The organism is Paenibacillus sp. J22FR83 (genome assembly GCF_059691955.1).
In genome coordinates this window covers 67873-83623 of sequence record NZ_JCAUAM010000018.1, presented here as the reverse complement: position 1 = coordinate 83623, position 15751 = coordinate 67873, and the positions used below count along the sequence as shown (strand labels likewise).

Genomic DNA, 15751 nt, shown 5'->3' with positions numbered 1-15751 from the left:
TTATGTTGGATTCCATGACGGGGGCTGTCGAGTTAGGACTACTCTATGCGTTGATGGCGCTTGGCGTATATATTACGTTTCGTATTCTTGATTTCCCCGATCTCACGGTAGACGGGAGTTTTACAACAGGCGGTGCCATTGCTGCCATTCTGATCGCTAATGGTTATTCGCCGATTCTTGCTTGTTTAGCCGCTTTTGCAGGTGGACTTATTGCTGGGGCTTGCACAGGACTGCTTCATACGAAGGGTAAAATAAACGGGCTTCTCTCCGGCATCCTCATGATGATTGCCTTGTATTCCATTAACATGCGCATCATGGGCAAGCCGAACATTTCGCTTCTTGGGGTAGATACCTTGTTTACCTCCATGTCGCCAATCGTGGTTGTACTGATCATTGTCATCGTGTTCAAATTATTGCTCGATGCTTTCCTCCACACCGATCTTGGCCTAGCGCTTCGCGCCACAGGCGACAATGCTCGGATGATTCGCAGCTTCGGTGCCAACACGGACCGTACAACGATTCTCGGCTTAAGCTTATCGAACGGATTAGTCGCACTATCCGGTGCGCTCATCGCGCAGCAATCAGGCTTTGCCGACATCTCGATGGGTATCGGGATGATCGTAGTTGGACTAGCTTCCGTCATTATTGGGGAAGCGATATTTGGCGCTCGTTCGGTTTTCCAAGCGACACTAGCTGCGGTACTCGGTTCTATCGTGTACCGGATTGTAGTCGCATTGGCACTTCGCGTCGAGTGGCTGAAAGCGTCCGACTTGAAGTTAATCACCGCGATTATCGTTATTATCGCGCTCGTTCTTCCGTCTGTGCAGCGTGCATTGAAGCAAAAAGCGAATGCCAAGAAACGCTCCGCAGAGCTCCTCGAGCTCGCGTTGCAAATGAACAAAGGAGGTAAGCGATAATGCTGCAACTCTCGCATGTCTCCAAGCTCTTCAATCCTGGTTCCGCCGATGAGAAAATCGCGCTCATCGGCATTAACTTAACCCTGAAGCCCGGTGACTTCGTCACGGTCATCGGCAGTAACGGCGCCGGTAAATCGACGCTGATGAACATCATCTCCGGCGTAATGACGCCGGACGCCGGCGAAGTGCGGATCGATGGTGAAGTCATTCACCATCTGCCGGAATACCAGCGCAGCCGCTGGGTCGGCCGCGTCTTTCAAGACCCCATGGCGGGGACGGCTCCTCGAATGACCATCGAGGAGAATCTCGCCATGGCGTTCGCCCGCGGCAAGAAGCGCGGGCTGAGCTTCGGCACCAACGCGCGGAAACGCGCGCTGTTCCTGGAGCAGCTGCAGCGCCTCGGCATCGGCCTGGAAAACCGCCTGCGCGCGAAGGTGGGGCTGCTCTCCGGCGGCGAGCGCCAAGCCCTCAGCTTGCTCATGGCGACGTTCACCCAGCCGCAGATTCTGCTGCTGGATGAGCACACCGCCGCGCTCGATCCCGCGCGGGCTGAACTCATCACACGATTGACCGAGGAAATCGTGCGGGAGATGAAGCTGACCACGCTCATGGTCACGCACAATATGGAGCAAGCGATACGCCTCGGCAATCGCCTGATCATGATGGATAAAGGCCGCATCATTCTGGATGTGAACGAGGAACGGAAGAAAGACCTCACCGTAGCGCAGCTGCTTGGTGAGTTTGAACACATCAGTGGCAATAAGTTAGCGGATGACCGCGTTGTACTTGGTTAATTGAAAAAGGACAGCCCTTTGCGTAGTTTCATCTACTTGAGGGCTGTCCTTTTATGTAGATGGAAGCATCTAACTGGAAAAACTCCATCTATTTTGAATGATTTTCAAGCTAAGACTCAAATAAATGGAAAATGTACATCTATAATTACGAATTCTGATCATTAAGCTGGAAATCCGCAATTTTACCTACATAAAATCCAGTTATTCTTATTAAAACATCATTTTCCAGTCAATTACCTGCATAAAATCCATCTATTCAATTCGCCAACCCTTCACGAAATTTTACCGCCGTAAATTCCACTCATCCGTACCATATTTCTCAGCAACAAGCTGCTCCGTCAATTCTACCTCATATTCCGTCAACGATGACTCGACGAGTTCAACGCCGAGCCCTAGCGCGATTTCACGCCGAAACGCTTCTTCCACTTCGCCAATCGTCACTTCCCTCTTCCCCTGTGCGCGCAGCAATTCATTGATCGCCACCGCTTTCTTCAGGAAGCTTTGTTTCATGCGATCGGCCACCTTCTCGTTCGAGAAGCGCAGCATCCGAAATAGTTGATCCGTATCCATATCCAGTAAGATGGAGCCGTGCTGCAAGACCACGTTTTTCTGCCGCACCTGTGCGCTGCCTGCGACTTTGCGGCCTTCTACAACGAGCTCGTACCACGAAGGTGAATCGAAACATGCCGCAGAGCCAGCGGAGGCGTATTTCTCTTTTTCCTCATCGCTTGCGAGCTGTACCATTTCTGCTGCAAGTCCTAGTGCGCGAAAACCTTGCAATAACCCCTCGCTCAACACCCGATAAGCTTCCGTCACATTGCGTGGAATGCCTGGATAATCTTCGGCTACGATGATGCTATACGTTAGCTCTTTATCGTGCAGCACAGCTCTTCCGCCAGTAGGCCGTCTCACAAAGCCAATTCCCTCATTCGCTACTGCTTCCTGGTCCACTTCTGCCGCCTTTTGAAAATAACCAATAGATAGCGTAGCGGGATTCCATCCATAGAAACGCACCGTTGGCGGAACTTTGCCCTCACTGTGTGCGGTAAGTATTGCTTCGTCTAAAGCCATATTTTCAGCAGGAGATCGATCTCCTGTATGTATAAATCGCCAAGCTGTCATCTAAACTCCTCTTCCTTTCTTGTACAACGTCACCTTTTACCAAAACTAACCTCTATCATATCATATTCATGTTCCACGTTCGACCTTGGGCACAACCCCAGTAAAACTCTTACATGGGAAAGTTATGAAAGATTCTTCTCTGGACATACTAGCAAGTATTCGACATTTACGAGGATACGCGTAGAATCACAACGTTTAGGAGGGCACTGCCATGCGTCAACATGATCAGCAAGAGAACATTCGCCCCATTCATAAACAGCTGGATATGCATTTTGAGAGGGACTGGTTTACCGAGCTGGACAATCGTGTTCGTGGAGGAGGTCCCTGGGATGACTGGACCTTATATCAGCTTGCCTACGAATCGGAAGAATCGGGGCTTATTTCTACATTTGATGATATGCAATGCCTTGCGCATCTAGGGACGCTAGAACCTATGGCGCATCAGATTGATACAGCGAAACGAGTGCTCAACGAGATGCGTGGACGGGCGATTTTGGCCGATGAGGTAGGACTTGGGAAGACCATTGAAGCTGGTTTAATTTTAAAAGAATACATGATCCGTGGACTCGTCCGCAAAACCCTCATCCTTGTACCCGCTTCCCTTGTGCTGCAATGGGTTCGGGAATTGAACACCAAATTCGGCATTCCTGCGGTTGCGCATAAGAAAGCCTATATGTGGCAGCAAGCGGACATCATAGTCGCCTCGATGGATACGGCCAAAAGGGACCCGCATCGCGAGATTGTGATGGGCCTTGAATACGATATGCTCATCGTCGATGAAGCGCACAAGCTGAAGAATAAGAAAACGACCAACTACACGTTCGTCAACGAGCTGCGCAAAAAGTACTGCCTGCTCCTCACAGCAACGCCTGTGCAGAACGATCTCAAAGAGCTCTACAACCTGATTACGCTGCTGAAGCCAGGTCAGCTTGGCGGGCATAACAACTTCAAGAGCAACTTCGTTGTTGGCAAGCGTACGCCGAAGAATGAGATTCAGCTGCAGCAGGAGCTTTCCAAGGTGATGATCCGCAACCGTCGTGGAGACGGGGGTGTTCACTACACGAAGCGGATTGTGCGTAACATCCCGCTGACGCTCTCGGATGATGAGCAAGCCCTCTATGATGGGGTTACGAATTTCGTTCGATCGCGTTATTCCGAAAGTGGCGGCGATCTCAGCTCTATGCTTTCGATGATTACACTTCAGCGTGAGGTGTGCAGTTCGCGAGACGCTGTATTCATTACGTTGGTGAATTTATTTAAAAAAACAGCTGAGGACTCGCCGATTCGCCCCAAAATCTGGGAGCTTGTCGAGCTTATTCGCAGCATAAAGTCCAACAGCAAAGCGGAAACCACGATGCGACTCATCCAAGACATCAATGATAAAGTCATTATTTTCACCGAGTATCGGGCATCGCAAGAGTATTTATTGAACTATCTCAAGGAACATAAGATTACGGCTGTTCCCTATCGCGGTGGCATGAATCGCGGCAAAAAAGATTGGATGATGGATTTGTTCCGAAATCGGGTACAAGTACTTATAGCGACCGAGGCGGGTGGCGAGGGCATCAATCTCCAATTTTGCCACAACATGATCAACTTCGATCTCCCGTGGAACCCTATGCGCGTGGAACAACGGATTGGTCGTGTGCATCGCCTTGGACAAACGCATGATGTGAACATATACAACTTATCCACAAGGAATACCATTGAAGAACATATCCTCTCCCTCTTGCACGAGAAGATTAACATGTTCGAATTAGTTATCGGTCAATTGGATACGATTTTGGAAAAAATCGAAAAACGCGGCTCGCTGGAAACATCCCTGTTCCGCATGGTCATGGAAGCCGGGTCTGGGGAGGAAATCCGTCGTAAAATTGATGAACTCGGGCATTCCATCTCCGAAGTTCGAGAAGAGATTGAACAAAATCCCCAATACGGCGCCAAGTTTCAGGACATCCTTGATGCTGTTGGCGGATCCCAAGGTGTGGAGGTGGGTCCATGAACAAGCGTAACATCCATTCGTTCGTGATGCGATTTCTCGAAGCCTATGACTGCCAGATTCTTGAGAAAACACCTGCTTCTGTGACGGTTAAGCTCTCTCCCGAGGCAGATCGGGAAATGACGGGCCGTCCTTACTACTGGAGTTTTGTTGAACGAACTGGTGCTGCAGCAGAAACGATGACCTATAAATTTGTGATCGATCCCGAGCAAATGAAACTCGAATCGAAACCCAAATCGGGTACCTTGACTGCTGTCCAAAGTCCTCCATCCACGGGCTACGGCCCCCCAGGAACAGGCACTGGCGGTACTGGAGCTCCAGGTACCGGTGCTCCAGCAGGCAGTGCGCCGGACAGCATTCTCGGCCGTTACTTCGGTTTCGTTCCGACGACCATCACGGCCCGAGTTCCCCAAGACGATGTCACCTTCGGCAGCCGGCGACTTGATCAGATCTTCGGTATCGTGCGCGAGCGCGGTCGATTCATTCACTTATTCGAAGAGCCATTCCCGACAGGAGCGACGTTTCATGCATCTCTCGTCTATAATACGTGGCTCTGTGTGAACTACAAGGTTGAGCTTCTCTGTGATCGGAAGCGGACCGAAATTCACTCCCTTGCCATTCAACTGGGCACTGGTGAAATTCGCGAACATTTTCATAAGGGGATGCTTACGAAAAGCTTATCACCGAAGCTTCCTGCAAATAGTCACATTTTGCCGGATACGATTTCGATCCCGAAGGCGATTAATGCTCTGGAGATGACGCTCGAGCGCAAAGTCAGCGCCTACGACCACCGGTGGGCCGATGAAGCGAATGCCCGGCATCGCAGTGAAATTGATCGTGTGGAGAGTTACTATAACGGCCTTCTATTGGCAGCAGAACCTGACAAAAGAGACGAAATCGAAATCCAATGTCGGAATCGCTTGGAAGAGATCGATTGGCAGCATAAGCCACGGATCGCTGTATCCATCATTAATGGCGGACTTTTCCACTTAAATGCGAGTCGAATTCCAACCAGAAACTGACGCAAGTCGCTAAAACCTCGCAAATAATCCGTAACAGGTTCTAACATTCTTTTTAAAGCATACGCATTACAATAGTCACATACACTAAGAGGTTAGCGAGAGGGGGGTGAACGAAGATGAAGTCGTGGACCACTTGGACAGCCACTTGTCTGATTTTATGCAGTATTGGCTTCATGCCCTTACACACTTCAGCGGTTGACAACATTGGCGGGACAAGCCTTACGCAGGCGCAAGTGAAGGAACCTAATAGAGCAGCTCCAACACCAACACCTAACTTGACAAGTACATCATCTTTCGATTCCACAATAAGTTCCTGGCAAGCCACACTTGCACAAGAAGATGGCTTTGCAGGCTGGCTGCATGCCCGCTGGAACAGTTATTCACTCGGACCTGGCACCCATGGCTGGGTTGTCATACTCACCGATCAAGGTCATGAGGTAGGTTACATGATCGTACATGCTACCGACTCTGGCGGTTTCCGGTTAACCGAATATGGGACAGGCCCCGCTCCGCTATTTAGCCTGGCTACGTTGTATCGCTCTTTGATACAACAGGAACTCATTCCTTCTGATACTTTATACGACGATTTTGTGTTAAATGATACGATTACGAAAGACCGCTTATATATGGATACCCTTACTTCTGTTTGGAAAATAGTACTTAGTGGCGAGACCTATTATCTCGACGCCAAATCCGGCGAGTTGCTTCCGCTCACCGCGGATCCTACGCCACGCATGGCGATGGATGCCAGCTCCCCTTCCGATTTATCGCATGGCACTTCTCAAACTCTGATACGTCCCGCTTTTGATCCGTATGACCGATTGCCTTGGATTACAGGCACTCCGCTGCAAGTGACTTCAATGCCTGAGCTCCAGGTTGCCCTCGAGCAGCAAGGAGATCTAACTTACGTCACCAAGCTATATGGGGATCAGGTAACGATGCCATTGACCGTGACAGGTTATCAACAATGGATACTTGGGGATAATTATCTAATCCTCGAGCACGATGGCCCGCGATATGTGTTATTGGATGCTTCGCTGGCGCTTGGGAAGATTTATCCCTAAATACAAAGTGGCTGGCCACAAGTAGAAGATTCTACAAGTGACCAGCCACTTTGCGTACATGAACCCAGTTTATTTTCTCGACTTTGACCTATCGAACAGCATCCGCGTTGCTAATGGCAGCATCCCAAACCAACGCGTTTGCCAACCCTCACGTTGTTCCTTCATCGACGCTCTGGCTTGTTGACGCACTTCCTTCGGCGTGTCGATATAGGTAACGACTTGTTGGGTTATGTACTTCACAAGATCATCGCTTTTTGCCATACGCCCACCTGCCTTTACCCTTATTGTAACCAGCTCAACAGGGCTTTAAACTGTACGGAGACAGGTGGCCGGCCGCTTACACATTGGTATTCACCCTGGTTTTCCGCCGCTCTCCGCAATAATTTTATCAGCAAAAGATTTAATCGTACCGCAGCCTAACAGCATGGGCTTATTATCGCATTGCAAGAGCAACGTTTGAGCATTCGTATCCCAGGCGTATTGGAAGCCAACATTCATGCTGACGACGGAAATCGTAAATTTGCCTGATGCTGTGTTCGGAATGGCAAACCCCTGCCTCCTGCCTACCTGCTGCAGTGCTCGGAATACGGAAGGCGAAATCCCTTTATACATCCATGTGCTACAAGTTGCCATAGGTTTTCTCACCTCTTTCAATTAGGATCATTAAATTGTATGAGGCAAGAGCTGAAATCGTGCTTATTTCCCCAAAAAGCCTATGGCCAGATCGTTGCATATGCTTCTAATCTCGTCCAACGCACATAAGCTAGAGTAACTAGAGAGAGAAAGAGGTGTTGGTTGGAATGTGGGAACTAATGCTTGCAACCGAGCAGCTTGACATTTATATGGACGAAGTCAATCTCAAACTGGAGATCCGAATCAAGTCAGAAAGGGATGTAGCAGCACCTCTAATAATTCGTATGAATCATACAGATTTGACCCAGTTGATCTATACCCTGCTGGAAATCAATCGCAGCTTTCGAGGAGATATTCCTTTTTTTCATACGCAAAAGCTGTCCGGCAAAGCCTAGCCAAACAGCGCTAAAAAAGCACGATGCGCCCCCCACCTTCCCGGTGTTTGGAGCCATCGTGCTTTTGTTATCATCGCATCTTAGATTCGATGTTTAGTTTCTGTTGATTCCTGCGATTGACGCAATGAAACGCAAGATATACAAGAACAAGTTGATAAAATCGAGATAAATATTCAATGCAGCAAGTGGTACAGCTTCTGCCGCCACACCATTGCGATACTGAGCTACGTCATAGAGTACCCAACCGCTGAAGATCAGAATCCCCACCATGGACCATACCAAATTCATCATGGATCCAAAATGCAAGAACATACCCAGCACACTCATGAGCACAAGTCCAATCGTTCCTGCAAACAAGAAACCGCCTAAGAAGCTGAAATCACGCTGGGAACGATGCGCGTAGAAGGCCAAAGAGCCAAAAATCGCTGCCGTTGCAAAAAAAGCACCCGATACCACGCTTGCCCCAAGTTGACCGCCGTACGCCATAATGACCGGATATAGCGTCACACCTGAAATGGCTGTAAATGCGTAGAGAAAGCCATAGCCAATATTTTTGCCGCGAATTCGAATCACGATAGCGGCTACCAGCATCGCGACCTCCGCAATGATGAAGAGCATCACCATGGATGGCGGTACTACCATTGCACCTATTAATGTGCCCAGAAATGATACCAACAGGGAAATGGCAAACGTTTGAAGCACATGTGCAAAACTGCCGGATTGGGTGATCGTAACTGTTCTATCCATGCCATTCAGCTCCTTTAGATATAAAAAAATGTACAATCTATCCTATGTATTATAATTGAAATTCATGAAAATCGCTACTGGGTGTGGGGGCTGGACATAGAAACACCCTTTTCTGATGGGCCAGAAAAGGGTGTCCATGTATGCGATCAAGAGGACTCGAACCTCCACGGGGGTAAGCCCACACGGACCTGAACCGTGCGCGTCTGCCAATTCCGCCATGATCGCGTTTACAAAATTAATATACCATGTGACGCAAAAGCTCGTCAATGAAACTTTTGCCTCAAAGGTATAATTCCATGGCTACTTCCTCACCCTAATCCCAAAGGAGGTATGACCTATGGATGAAGAAGAAATCAAAGCATTAGAGCCGAAATATACAGGCAATCAGCGTCATTTGACCGAGGGTGAAGCAGAGGGAATCGTGCACGATCCTAATTTCAAAAACGAAAATGAAGATGACGACCTCTCTGATATCGACGCGCTAGCGGCAGGTCTTGGCTTCGGAGTGTTCCGCAGAACATAGCTAAGCCAACTAGAGATGAGGGTCCCTACGCCAGTAAGGTGGCGGGGGCCCTCTTTTTGCTGCTGGCGCCCGCTCGCAAAAGTGCAAAAGTGCAACCTTTTGGCATCCTATTTGCCTATCCATCTAAAATGCGTGCAGATAGGCAACTATTTCTGCCTGTAACCATCCGTTTCGTGCTACTTTGTTCCAAAAGGTTGCCTTTTTGCACGCATTTACTCATTCCAAGCTGATTTGGTCGGAAATAAGTGTACATTTGCAACTTTGAGCGTTTGGGGTCCGCTGGTAGAGTGTGGGGACGCGCGCGGTGCTCTTTCTTACACGCTGTAAGCGTGTTTTTCACCGTTACAGCGGCCCCCAATCGGCCCGCTCTTATCCACAGCGTGCCTACGCACCTTCCTCCTGCGACTGCGCCTTAGCACGCCTGCTCATCGCAAGCTCGTACATCTGACCCGAAGCTAGAATAGCTTCATGGACCGTCCTGCCAATCAGGTACCCCAGCGTCGTCGCTGTGCCTGCGTAGCGGTATGTCGTTCCTCTATCTGTTGCTGCGATCAGCACAGCGTCTGTCGATGTACCAGTTGCGATTTGTCCGTTGATCGTGATGTTCATAGACTGCAGCGCAGCCGCCTTCGCTTCGGTGGCGGTAATCACTGCGTTCACCATCGCAGCGTCTGTCAGTTGCCCCTCAATCACGACGATCGTATTGATCGTGCCAGGGTAGAGTGAGACTGCAGGCAGCACGGCACCTGCTCGTGCTTTATTTCCCAACCCGACTGTCACCCATGCGCCAACACGAAGTGTTTCACCTACATGTGCCGCATCATCTCCCGAAAGCGCACGCTCGTTCTCGATCGGCCAAGCCATCTCGTTGAATCCGACATCGTTCACCCACGCCGCGGTGAGCATTCCAGCCGTATCCCGTGGATCCAATCCTTCTCGAACTATGAAAGCCTCCATCTCCAATAACGGATCAGTCTCGTTATACGTCTTGTCCACTTGCCGATTCATCAACACCCGATGGTAACCCAAACCTCCCCCCCATGGTGAGGAATTCAATGTCCGCAGCGGAGTGTTACTGGTAATCGCCATATACTGTCCATATGGCGATACCACTTGCTTCATCCCAACACCTGCGATTAAACTTTTAGCGGAAGCAGCCTCGCGCTCCCCCTCGCCATCATTCTGTCTCATCGGACAGATCATCCGGCGTTATCGTTTCCTGAGGCAACATGAACGCTGGCGGCCTTTCATTCTCATAGGGCTGATACACGTATCCGCGGGCAAGCTTGACGACTCTACGGTTTTTTTTGCGAATAAGAACCGTCTCATCATCCCAAGCCACAACAATTCCCCGAACATCGTTCGTAGGGCTAACATCTCGAATCACACGCAGCAATGTGCTATCTACCCGAAATTGATCCAATTCTTCTTCAGTAATCATCTATGTAGCACCTCCCATATAGGCATGTTTCTAATCAATCGTTCTTCCTTAGCATACACCAATTTACCATTCGTTGAAACTTTACATAAATCCATACATCTTCGGTTAACTTAACGAGGATGAGGCGCGCGATAAGGCACAGGCTAACTCATGCTTACCGTAAAGGGGACATTCCAATGGAGAAGAGAACGTACTACATCAATGTAGCCACGGGAGAAATACTCGAAGATAGCACAGCACTTGATTATGAATTTGAAATATCTGCAACCGAAGATGATATCGCCAAACTTCAAGAGCTTTTTGAGGAAACTGACAATTCGTCTCAAGGCAGTTACGCGACTTCCTGGCTCCCGTGGAAAGTATATTATTCCAATGAAACCAATCAGGAATATGATTACTATCTAACCGAAGTATATCGTACGCTGCACCGACTTGGTTCTGAACAAACCAAACGTCATATCGAAACTATGAATGTTTTGGATAACGGCATCTAGTGGAGTGGGCCATGAACACAAAATAAAAAGGCCAAGATTCCTTGAGGAATTCATTGGCCTTTTGTGATATATGGTTTATTAACTTACATGCTCTTTCGAATCATTCGTTTCAAACCAGAAATCAAGGACTTTGCTTGACATCACACGTTTCTTAATATAATCCGCTTGCGCAACAGAGAACTGCTGTTCCCACTCGATGGTTAGCTCCGTACAAAGCTTCACGATCGTTAACAACTCGGACCAGGCTACATAACGCTTATACCAGAAAAATTGCGGGTGTTCAATCATATACGGATACAGATCATCAAACTCTGTATGTTTACAATCAAGCGCACGTTCAAAGTGAGTCTTTGCTTCCCCTAGCTTTGTCATGAAATAGTCAATGGAACCATTTTCGATACCCATAGATGTCAGCCTCCTCTCTTACCTTGTAACCATTATAAAGGATAAATCGGATTCAGGGAAGTCATTCTCGCCATGTAAAATCAGTCAAAAGTAATCTTCCCGTTCGCAAGTGATGCAATTCGAGCAAGTGACTCTACGCGGATACCCCGTTCACGAATCGATTTGCCGCCATTTTGAAAGGATTTCTCAACAACAATCCCAACTCCGACTAGCTCTGCTTCTGCTTTTTCCACAATACGAATTAAGCCGCGTGCAGCATCCCCATTGGCGATGAAATCATCAATTAGCAGGATACGCTCCCCTTTGCCCAGCAAATGCGAAGACACCATAATATCCGTAACAATGCCTTTGGTAAAAGAAGGAACTCGCTCGCTATAGGTATCTTGATCCATCGTCAACGTCTTCTTGCGACGAGCAAATACCATAGGAACTTCAAGTTGCAGTGCCGTCGTATACGCAATAGGAATTCCGGAAGATTCCACAGTCAATACTTTGTCTGGCTTCGTTTCTCTGAACAGTCTTGCAAATTCTTTCCCCATCTCCATGATGAGAACAGGATCTACCTGGTGATTCAAAATGGCATCAAGCTTAAGAACTTGATCTGAAGCAACGACGCCGACCTCTAAGATCCGCTTTTTTAATAATTCCATGAAATCGGCCCCCTATTGCTTTCTATTATGAGTAAGTTACCATATTGCTCCTGCCTCTTTCAAGTCCATTTAGAAAATAACAAAAAACACTGAAACTTTTTGGGCTCCCATGGTGTCTATATATATATAAGCCTTACACAATTGTAATACGTTCTAGAATTGCTCACATTTAGGCACCAAGATGCATTGAAAACCTTCGATAAAACAGTATCATTAGTACTACTAATAATTATTACTTCAACTACTCTTCGGAGGAAAGGAAAGATGGCAATGAACAACCTAATAAAACCCATTCTTGTAGGCTGTGTGCCTGTTGCAATTGCATCATTCTTGGTAACTGGATGCCAAGAATCATCTGCCCCTGCTCCAAAGCCTACCATAAACGCAACATCAACGTATGTGCCTTCAGAGGTAAATCAGGAAACTACAGCTCCGATTATCGTCGCAACCCCGACGTCTACACCTGCTGTAGACGATAGCATCAAACATGAGGCTCAAGTGGCAGGCATCACCAAAGTAGATCAAGACGATATTTCGCCATCACAAGTGTACACAAGTCCGAAGCCCACTTCTAAGCCAAAAGTCAAAGCCGAAGATGCTTATCAACAAGAAAAGCCGACCTTAATGGGGCTCAAACTTGGCACTCCGAAAGCTTCGGTGTTGGAGCGTTTTGGTAAAGTGAAGAAGCAATTCGTCATGGAAGAAGACAACATCGAGGTTTACGATTTCAACGACTTTTCGGTAGGGTTCAATAGTAAAGGGGTACTTGAATTCGTAGATGTACACTCGATTGACATTGACCCCGGTTTGCATGGCTTGAGATTAGGACAAAGTGGGCAGGATGCGATTGCCATTCTAGGTAAGCCTGATACCAAATCCACCTATGTGCTGTCGTACAAAGCGCAAGGTACTTTGCTCAAAATCGATCTCGATCCGCATGACAACACGATCCAGTCCATTAAGCTTTTTGCCAATTCATAATCCCCATTACCGTCATCAAAACAGAAGACCATGAATTCAGCCTTAGAGGTTGAAATTCATGGTCTTTTTTTTGGTTTTCTTTTCAAGATAACAACGTGATGTTTGCGAAACCGGAGGTAGATCAAGGTGCCAATAGCAGCTAGTATGACCAAAATGAATAAGGAAATTCCCATATAAGTATGAAACAATTGTAAAAAACTTTCAAAGTTATTGCCGATAAATCGGCCCAACGTTACGAAGGTTGTACACCAGAGCAGCGCTCCGGTTCCCGCATACAAAATGTACTTATAAAACTTCACACCGCTTACACCTGATAGATAGCAAGTAAAGTGACGTACACCAGGAACGAAATAACCGAAGAAGACCGTCCACAGACCATATTTCTTAAACCAACCTTCCGCTCTCTCGATTCGGCTTGGAGTCAGCTTCACCCATTTGCCATAGCGATTAAGAAACGGTTTCCCTACACGATGACCAATGAAATAACTAACCGTCATACCTGTCATTGTTCCTGCATAAATAACGGCTAATGTGGGGCCGAAGTCGAAAGGACCTCCCCAAGCGGTCAAAGATCCAATAAAGACCATCAAAGTCTCATCCGGAATCGGAACGCCAAGCATCCCAGCGGACAACAAGAGATATAAGGCAACATAGCCATATTGGCTAATAAAATCAAACAGGAATTCCTTCACGACTTACACTCTCCTGAGTTTAATTTCACATGCCTCGTAGCTGCGGAATAGGGCTTAAGCAAATCTCGTCCTATCTTACAGTCATGCAAGCTTATGTACAAACATACCTTGTACTATATCAAACGAAAGAAAGCGAGGCAATATATGCGAAATTATGCACAGATTGTCCGTGTTGCCTTCACCTATATCGGAACTGTCGTTGGGGCTGGCTTTGCTTCCGGACAAGAAATCCTTCAATTTTTCACTCGCTATGGCTCGCTGGCCACATTAACAATCGCTTTATCTACCGTCCTGTTCGTATGGATAGGCATACAACTGATGCTTATGGCACATGAAATGAAAGCAGAATCCTATGAGGATTTGAATAAAGTTCTTTTTGGCGAAAAAATCGGGAAATGGATTTCCTTGTTTATGATGGTCGTTCTTTTTGGCATTACAACGGTCATGCTAGCAGGAGCCGGTACGGTTTTTGAAGAACAACTCCATCTTTCCTACACGACCGGGCTACTGATTACACTTGTACTTTCTTATGTCATTCTAACACGCGGGATTAAAGCGATCATGACCGTCAACTCCATTGTAGTCCCCATTATGCTGCTCTTCAGTTTCGTCATTGTTGTGTACACCTGGCATTCGCCAACGTCTGGCAACTGGCTGCGTATATCAAGCGATGATTCACTTATCCGCGTTTGGTTTGCACCATTCCTCTACACAGCCTTTAATCTAGCCATGGCACAAGCTGTCCTTGTTCCAATGGGAGGCGCGATTCGCGATCGCTCCGTACTCTACTGGGGCGGTTTGCTTGGAGGTGCTGGCATTGGATTGCTTCTACTTGCCGCGCATTACGCCCTTTCCGCACAAATGCCGGGCATCGCACAATTCGAAATCCCGATGGGAAATATTATGACGAAACTCGGTTATTTCCCACAAGTCGCTTATTTGCTCGTTATTTATGGCGAAATATTCACGACCTTTATTGGGGATGCCTATGGCTTATCCATGCAGCTCCAACAACGGATTAAGATACCTCCCAAAGTGTTGCTCATCGCGATTTTACTTCTCAGCTATGCCATCAGCCACATCGGTTTTAAAACGCTTTTAACCGCTTTATACCCGCTATTCGGTGTGGTGAGTGTCGTTTGGCTCGTGTTGATGATCTGGCGTAACCGTCGCAGTACGTTTTAGGGAATTGCCCAGTGGGAAGCTAAGTACGAGAATCAACCGAACGGTCAATAGCAGCATCCCCATCCCAGCAAGGATAATGCCTGTCAGCAAATAACCCCAATGAAAATTCGCGATTTCTGCATGATCTCGACCAACAGCTATTAGCATAGCAATCATGAGTAGAAGTCCAATGATAAATAAACCAACAACGGAGTAATCCATAACTGTCCATCTGGAGAAATAGGTAGCCGCGATCTGGGCTTGGCCGATGGCTCTTGGCGAGGCAGCTTGCTGCCTCCATAACTGATGTACACTCCAAGCTGTATAGATGCCGGCCCCCGTCACAAATAAACCGACCACAGCACCTAACATAGCTAAAAATAAATTCATTCCTCCCCCTCCTTCCATCTAACCTTGAACTAGTGCCGACGCAAGCCGTAGATAAGCAGTAACGTGCAAACAAAGCTAATGACAGGGAGCGCATACAGCAGTGGAAGAATCATCACATGTGGAAGCTTCATCGCTGGAAACCACAGCAGTTGCATGTATTTCTTATCCAGCTCTCCATCTTCTTGCTTGTCTTTATCAGCTCGGAGAGCGTCGGATGCTCCCTCATTCCACTGAATCTTACCTTTTTTCCATCCAACTTGATAGGAAATTTCTCGATGATCTTTCCGCTTATCGTTATCTTCCATGTTCGAGGCCTCC

The 15751-nt window shown here is 47.7% G+C and carries 21 protein-coding genes and 1 tRNA gene; 10 read left to right on the top strand and 12 right to left on the bottom strand.

Annotated elements, in window-relative coordinates:
- Positions 1-2 precede the first annotated feature (2 nt).
- Positions 3-917 (top strand): ABC transporter permease, encoded by a 915-nt coding sequence (locus AC58PV_RS27900; protein WP_497435979.1) that lies wholly within the window; start codon positions 3-5, stop codon positions 915-917.
- The gene (locus tag AC58PV_RS27895; RefSeq protein ID WP_497435978.1) at positions 917-1711 is read left to right on the top strand and encodes an ABC transporter ATP-binding protein; all 795 of its coding nucleotides are present in this window, start codon (positions 917-919) and stop codon (positions 1709-1711) included. Before AC58PV_RS27900 ends, AC58PV_RS27895 begins: the two co-directional genes overlap by 1 nt.
- 282 nt (positions 1712-1993) lie before the next feature.
- On the opposite strand, the gene AC58PV_RS27890 is transcribed toward AC58PV_RS27895, so the two are convergent.
- Positions 1994-2833, bottom strand: a complete 840-nt coding sequence (locus AC58PV_RS27890) for a lipoate--protein ligase family protein (RefSeq protein ID WP_497435976.1) — start codon at positions 2831-2833, stop codon at positions 1994-1996.
- A gap of 211 nt (positions 2834-3044) precedes the next feature.
- Here AC58PV_RS27890 and AC58PV_RS27885 point away from each other — a divergent pair, with 211 nt between their 5' ends.
- The 3 genes from AC58PV_RS27885 to AC58PV_RS27875 all read left to right on the top strand — a co-directional run bounded on the left by AC58PV_RS27885 (position 3045) and on the right by AC58PV_RS27875 (position 6918).
- Positions 3045-4835 carry a DEAD/DEAH box helicase gene (locus AC58PV_RS27885; protein ID WP_497435975.1) on the top strand — a complete coding sequence of 597 codons (1791 nt, stop codon included), beginning with the start codon at positions 3045-3047 and terminating at the stop codon, positions 4833-4835.
- The gene (locus AC58PV_RS27880) at positions 4832-5854 is read left to right on the top strand and encodes a YqhG family protein (protein ID WP_497435974.1); all 1023 of its coding nucleotides are present in this window, start codon (positions 4832-4834) and stop codon (positions 5852-5854) included. Before AC58PV_RS27885 ends, AC58PV_RS27880 begins: the two co-directional genes overlap by 4 nt.
- 116 nt (positions 5855-5970) lie before the next feature.
- Positions 5971-6918 carry a hypothetical protein gene (locus AC58PV_RS27875; protein WP_497435972.1) on the top strand — a complete coding sequence of 316 codons (948 nt, stop codon included), beginning with the start codon at positions 5971-5973 and terminating at the stop codon, positions 6916-6918.
- Positions 6919-6987: 69 nt separating this feature from the next.
- On the opposite strand, the gene AC58PV_RS27870 is transcribed toward AC58PV_RS27875, so the two are convergent.
- Positions 6988-7179 (bottom strand): YqzE family protein, encoded by a 192-nt coding sequence (locus tag AC58PV_RS27870; RefSeq protein WP_497435971.1) that lies wholly within the window; start codon positions 7177-7179, stop codon positions 6988-6990.
- A 90-nt stretch (positions 7180-7269) separates the two neighbouring features.
- On the bottom strand, positions 7270-7551 hold the full coding sequence (locus tag AC58PV_RS27865; RefSeq protein WP_068669834.1) for a hypothetical protein: 282 nt from the start codon (positions 7549-7551) through the stop codon (positions 7270-7272).
- A gap of 167 nt (positions 7552-7718) precedes the next feature.
- On the opposite strand from AC58PV_RS27865, the gene AC58PV_RS27860 reads away from it, so the two are divergent.
- Positions 7719-7946: a hypothetical protein gene (locus tag AC58PV_RS27860; protein WP_497435969.1), complete on the top strand. Its 228-nt coding sequence runs from the start codon at positions 7719-7721 to the stop codon at positions 7944-7946.
- Between the two features lie 93 nt (positions 7947-8039).
- Here AC58PV_RS27860 and AC58PV_RS27855 read toward each other — a convergent pair whose 3' ends face one another.
- Both AC58PV_RS27855 and AC58PV_RS27850 read right to left on the bottom strand, forming a co-directional pair.
- Positions 8040-8693, bottom strand: a complete 654-nt coding sequence (locus AC58PV_RS27855; protein WP_068669830.1) for a Bax inhibitor-1/YccA family protein — start codon at positions 8691-8693, stop codon at positions 8040-8042.
- A 141-nt stretch (positions 8694-8834) separates the two neighbouring features.
- Positions 8835-8918: transfer RNA gene (locus AC58PV_RS27850), tRNA-Leu, on the bottom strand.
- A 112-nt stretch (positions 8919-9030) separates the two neighbouring features.
- Between AC58PV_RS27850 and AC58PV_RS27845 the strand changes: the two genes are divergently transcribed.
- Positions 9031-9216 (top strand): hypothetical protein, encoded by a 186-nt coding sequence (locus tag AC58PV_RS27845; RefSeq protein ID WP_497435968.1) that lies wholly within the window; start codon positions 9031-9033, stop codon positions 9214-9216.
- A 384-nt stretch (positions 9217-9600) separates the two neighbouring features.
- Here the strand turns inward: AC58PV_RS27845 and AC58PV_RS27840 are convergent, their stop codons facing one another.
- Positions 9601-10407, bottom strand: coding sequence for an adenosylcobinamide amidohydrolase (locus tag AC58PV_RS27840; RefSeq protein WP_497435967.1), 807 nt, complete (start codon positions 10405-10407; stop codon positions 9601-9603).
- Positions 10394-10657: a hypothetical protein gene (locus AC58PV_RS27835; RefSeq protein ID WP_497435965.1), complete on the bottom strand. Its 264-nt coding sequence runs from the start codon at positions 10655-10657 to the stop codon at positions 10394-10396. The genes AC58PV_RS27840 and AC58PV_RS27835 overlap by 14 nt, the downstream gene beginning before the upstream one ends.
- A gap of 176 nt (positions 10658-10833) precedes the next feature.
- Between AC58PV_RS27835 and AC58PV_RS27830 the strand changes: the two genes are divergently transcribed.
- Entirely contained in the window at positions 10834-11151 is a 318-nt protein-coding gene (locus AC58PV_RS27830; protein WP_497435964.1) for a hypothetical protein, read from the top strand.
- A gap of 78 nt (positions 11152-11229) precedes the next feature.
- On the opposite strand, the gene AC58PV_RS27825 is transcribed toward AC58PV_RS27830, so the two are convergent.
- Positions 11230-11556 carry a hypothetical protein gene (locus AC58PV_RS27825; protein WP_057309824.1) on the bottom strand — a complete coding sequence of 109 codons (327 nt, stop codon included), beginning with the start codon at positions 11554-11556 and terminating at the stop codon, positions 11230-11232.
- Positions 11557-11636: 80 nt separating this feature from the next.
- Positions 11637-12206, bottom strand: coding sequence for a xanthine phosphoribosyltransferase (locus AC58PV_RS27820; protein ID WP_497435963.1), 570 nt, complete (start codon positions 12204-12206; stop codon positions 11637-11639).
- 264 nt (positions 12207-12470) lie between these two features.
- On the opposite strand from AC58PV_RS27820, the gene AC58PV_RS27815 reads away from it, so the two are divergent.
- A complete protein-coding gene (locus AC58PV_RS27815; RefSeq protein ID WP_497435961.1) occupies positions 12471-13187 on the top strand; it encodes a DUF4309 domain-containing protein in 717 nt (238 codons plus the stop codon).
- Between the two features lie 56 nt (positions 13188-13243).
- Here AC58PV_RS27815 and AC58PV_RS27810 read toward each other — a convergent pair whose 3' ends face one another.
- Positions 13244-13879 (bottom strand): DedA family protein, encoded by a 636-nt coding sequence (locus tag AC58PV_RS27810; protein WP_497435960.1) that lies wholly within the window; start codon positions 13877-13879, stop codon positions 13244-13246.
- 144 nt (positions 13880-14023) lie between these two features.
- Here AC58PV_RS27810 and AC58PV_RS27805 point away from each other — a divergent pair, with 144 nt between their 5' ends.
- Positions 14024-15064, top strand: a complete 1041-nt coding sequence (locus AC58PV_RS27805) for a YkvI family membrane protein (RefSeq protein ID WP_497435958.1) — start codon at positions 14024-14026, stop codon at positions 15062-15064.
- Here AC58PV_RS27805 and AC58PV_RS27800 read toward each other — a convergent pair.
- A complete protein-coding gene (locus AC58PV_RS27800; protein WP_497435957.1) occupies positions 14996-15433 on the bottom strand; it encodes a hypothetical protein in 438 nt (145 codons plus the stop codon). The genes AC58PV_RS27805 and AC58PV_RS27800 overlap by 69 nt on opposite strands.
- A gap of 29 nt (positions 15434-15462) precedes the next feature.
- Entirely contained in the window at positions 15463-15738 is a 276-nt protein-coding gene (locus AC58PV_RS27795) for a hypothetical protein (RefSeq protein WP_497435956.1), read from the bottom strand.
- Positions 15739-15751: the final 13 nt, after the last annotated feature.

What these genes read in the sequence shown, in the direction of transcription:
- AC58PV_RS27900 (WP_497435979.1), top strand. Translation starts at nt 3, where the DNA reads ATGTTGGATTCCATGACGGGGGCTGTCGAGTTAGGACTACTCTATGCG.
- AC58PV_RS27895 (WP_497435978.1), top strand. Translation starts at nt 917, where the DNA reads ATGCTGCAACTCTCGCATGTCTCCAAGCTCTTCAATCCTGGTTCCGCC.
- AC58PV_RS27890 (WP_497435976.1), bottom strand. Translation starts at nt 2,833, where the DNA reads ATGACAGCTTGGCGATTTATACATACAGGAGATCGATCTCCTGCTGAA.
- AC58PV_RS27885 (WP_497435975.1), top strand. Translation starts at nt 3,045, where the DNA reads ATGCGTCAACATGATCAGCAAGAGAACATTCGCCCCATTCATAAACAG.
- AC58PV_RS27880 (WP_497435974.1), top strand. Translation starts at nt 4,832, where the DNA reads ATGAACAAGCGTAACATCCATTCGTTCGTGATGCGATTTCTCGAAGCC.
- AC58PV_RS27875 (WP_497435972.1), top strand. Translation starts at nt 5,971, where the DNA reads ATGAAGTCGTGGACCACTTGGACAGCCACTTGTCTGATTTTATGCAGT.
- AC58PV_RS27870 (WP_497435971.1), bottom strand. Translation starts at nt 7,179, where the DNA reads ATGGCAAAAAGCGATGATCTTGTGAAGTACATAACCCAACAAGTCGTT.
- AC58PV_RS27865 (WP_068669834.1), bottom strand. Translation starts at nt 7,551, where the DNA reads ATGGCAACTTGTAGCACATGGATGTATAAAGGGATTTCGCCTTCCGTA.
- AC58PV_RS27860 (WP_497435969.1), top strand. Translation starts at nt 7,719, where the DNA reads ATGTGGGAACTAATGCTTGCAACCGAGCAGCTTGACATTTATATGGAC.
- AC58PV_RS27855 (WP_068669830.1), bottom strand. Translation starts at nt 8,693, where the DNA reads ATGGATAGAACAGTTACGATCACCCAATCCGGCAGTTTTGCACATGTG.
- AC58PV_RS27845 (WP_497435968.1), top strand. Translation starts at nt 9,031, where the DNA reads ATGGATGAAGAAGAAATCAAAGCATTAGAGCCGAAATATACAGGCAAT.
- AC58PV_RS27840 (WP_497435967.1), bottom strand. Translation starts at nt 10,407, where the DNA reads ATGAGACAGAATGATGGCGAGGGGGAGCGCGAGGCTGCTTCCGCTAAA.
- AC58PV_RS27835 (WP_497435965.1), bottom strand. Translation starts at nt 10,657, where the DNA reads ATGATTACTGAAGAAGAATTGGATCAATTTCGGGTAGATAGCACATTG.
- AC58PV_RS27830 (WP_497435964.1), top strand. Translation starts at nt 10,834, where the DNA reads ATGGAGAAGAGAACGTACTACATCAATGTAGCCACGGGAGAAATACTC.
- AC58PV_RS27825 (WP_057309824.1), bottom strand. Translation starts at nt 11,556, where the DNA reads ATGGGTATCGAAAATGGTTCCATTGACTATTTCATGACAAAGCTAGGG.
- AC58PV_RS27820 (WP_497435963.1), bottom strand. Translation starts at nt 12,206, where the DNA reads ATGGAATTATTAAAAAAGCGGATCTTAGAGGTCGGCGTCGTTGCTTCA.
- AC58PV_RS27815 (WP_497435961.1), top strand. Translation starts at nt 12,471, where the DNA reads ATGGCAATGAACAACCTAATAAAACCCATTCTTGTAGGCTGTGTGCCT.
- AC58PV_RS27805 (WP_497435958.1), top strand. Translation starts at nt 14,024, where the DNA reads ATGCGAAATTATGCACAGATTGTCCGTGTTGCCTTCACCTATATCGGA.
- AC58PV_RS27800 (WP_497435957.1), bottom strand. Translation starts at nt 15,433, where the DNA reads ATGAATTTATTTTTAGCTATGTTAGGTGCTGTGGTCGGTTTATTTGTG.
- AC58PV_RS27795 (WP_497435956.1), bottom strand. Translation starts at nt 15,738, where the DNA reads ATGGAAGATAACGATAAGCGGAAAGATCATCGAGAAATTTCCTATCAA.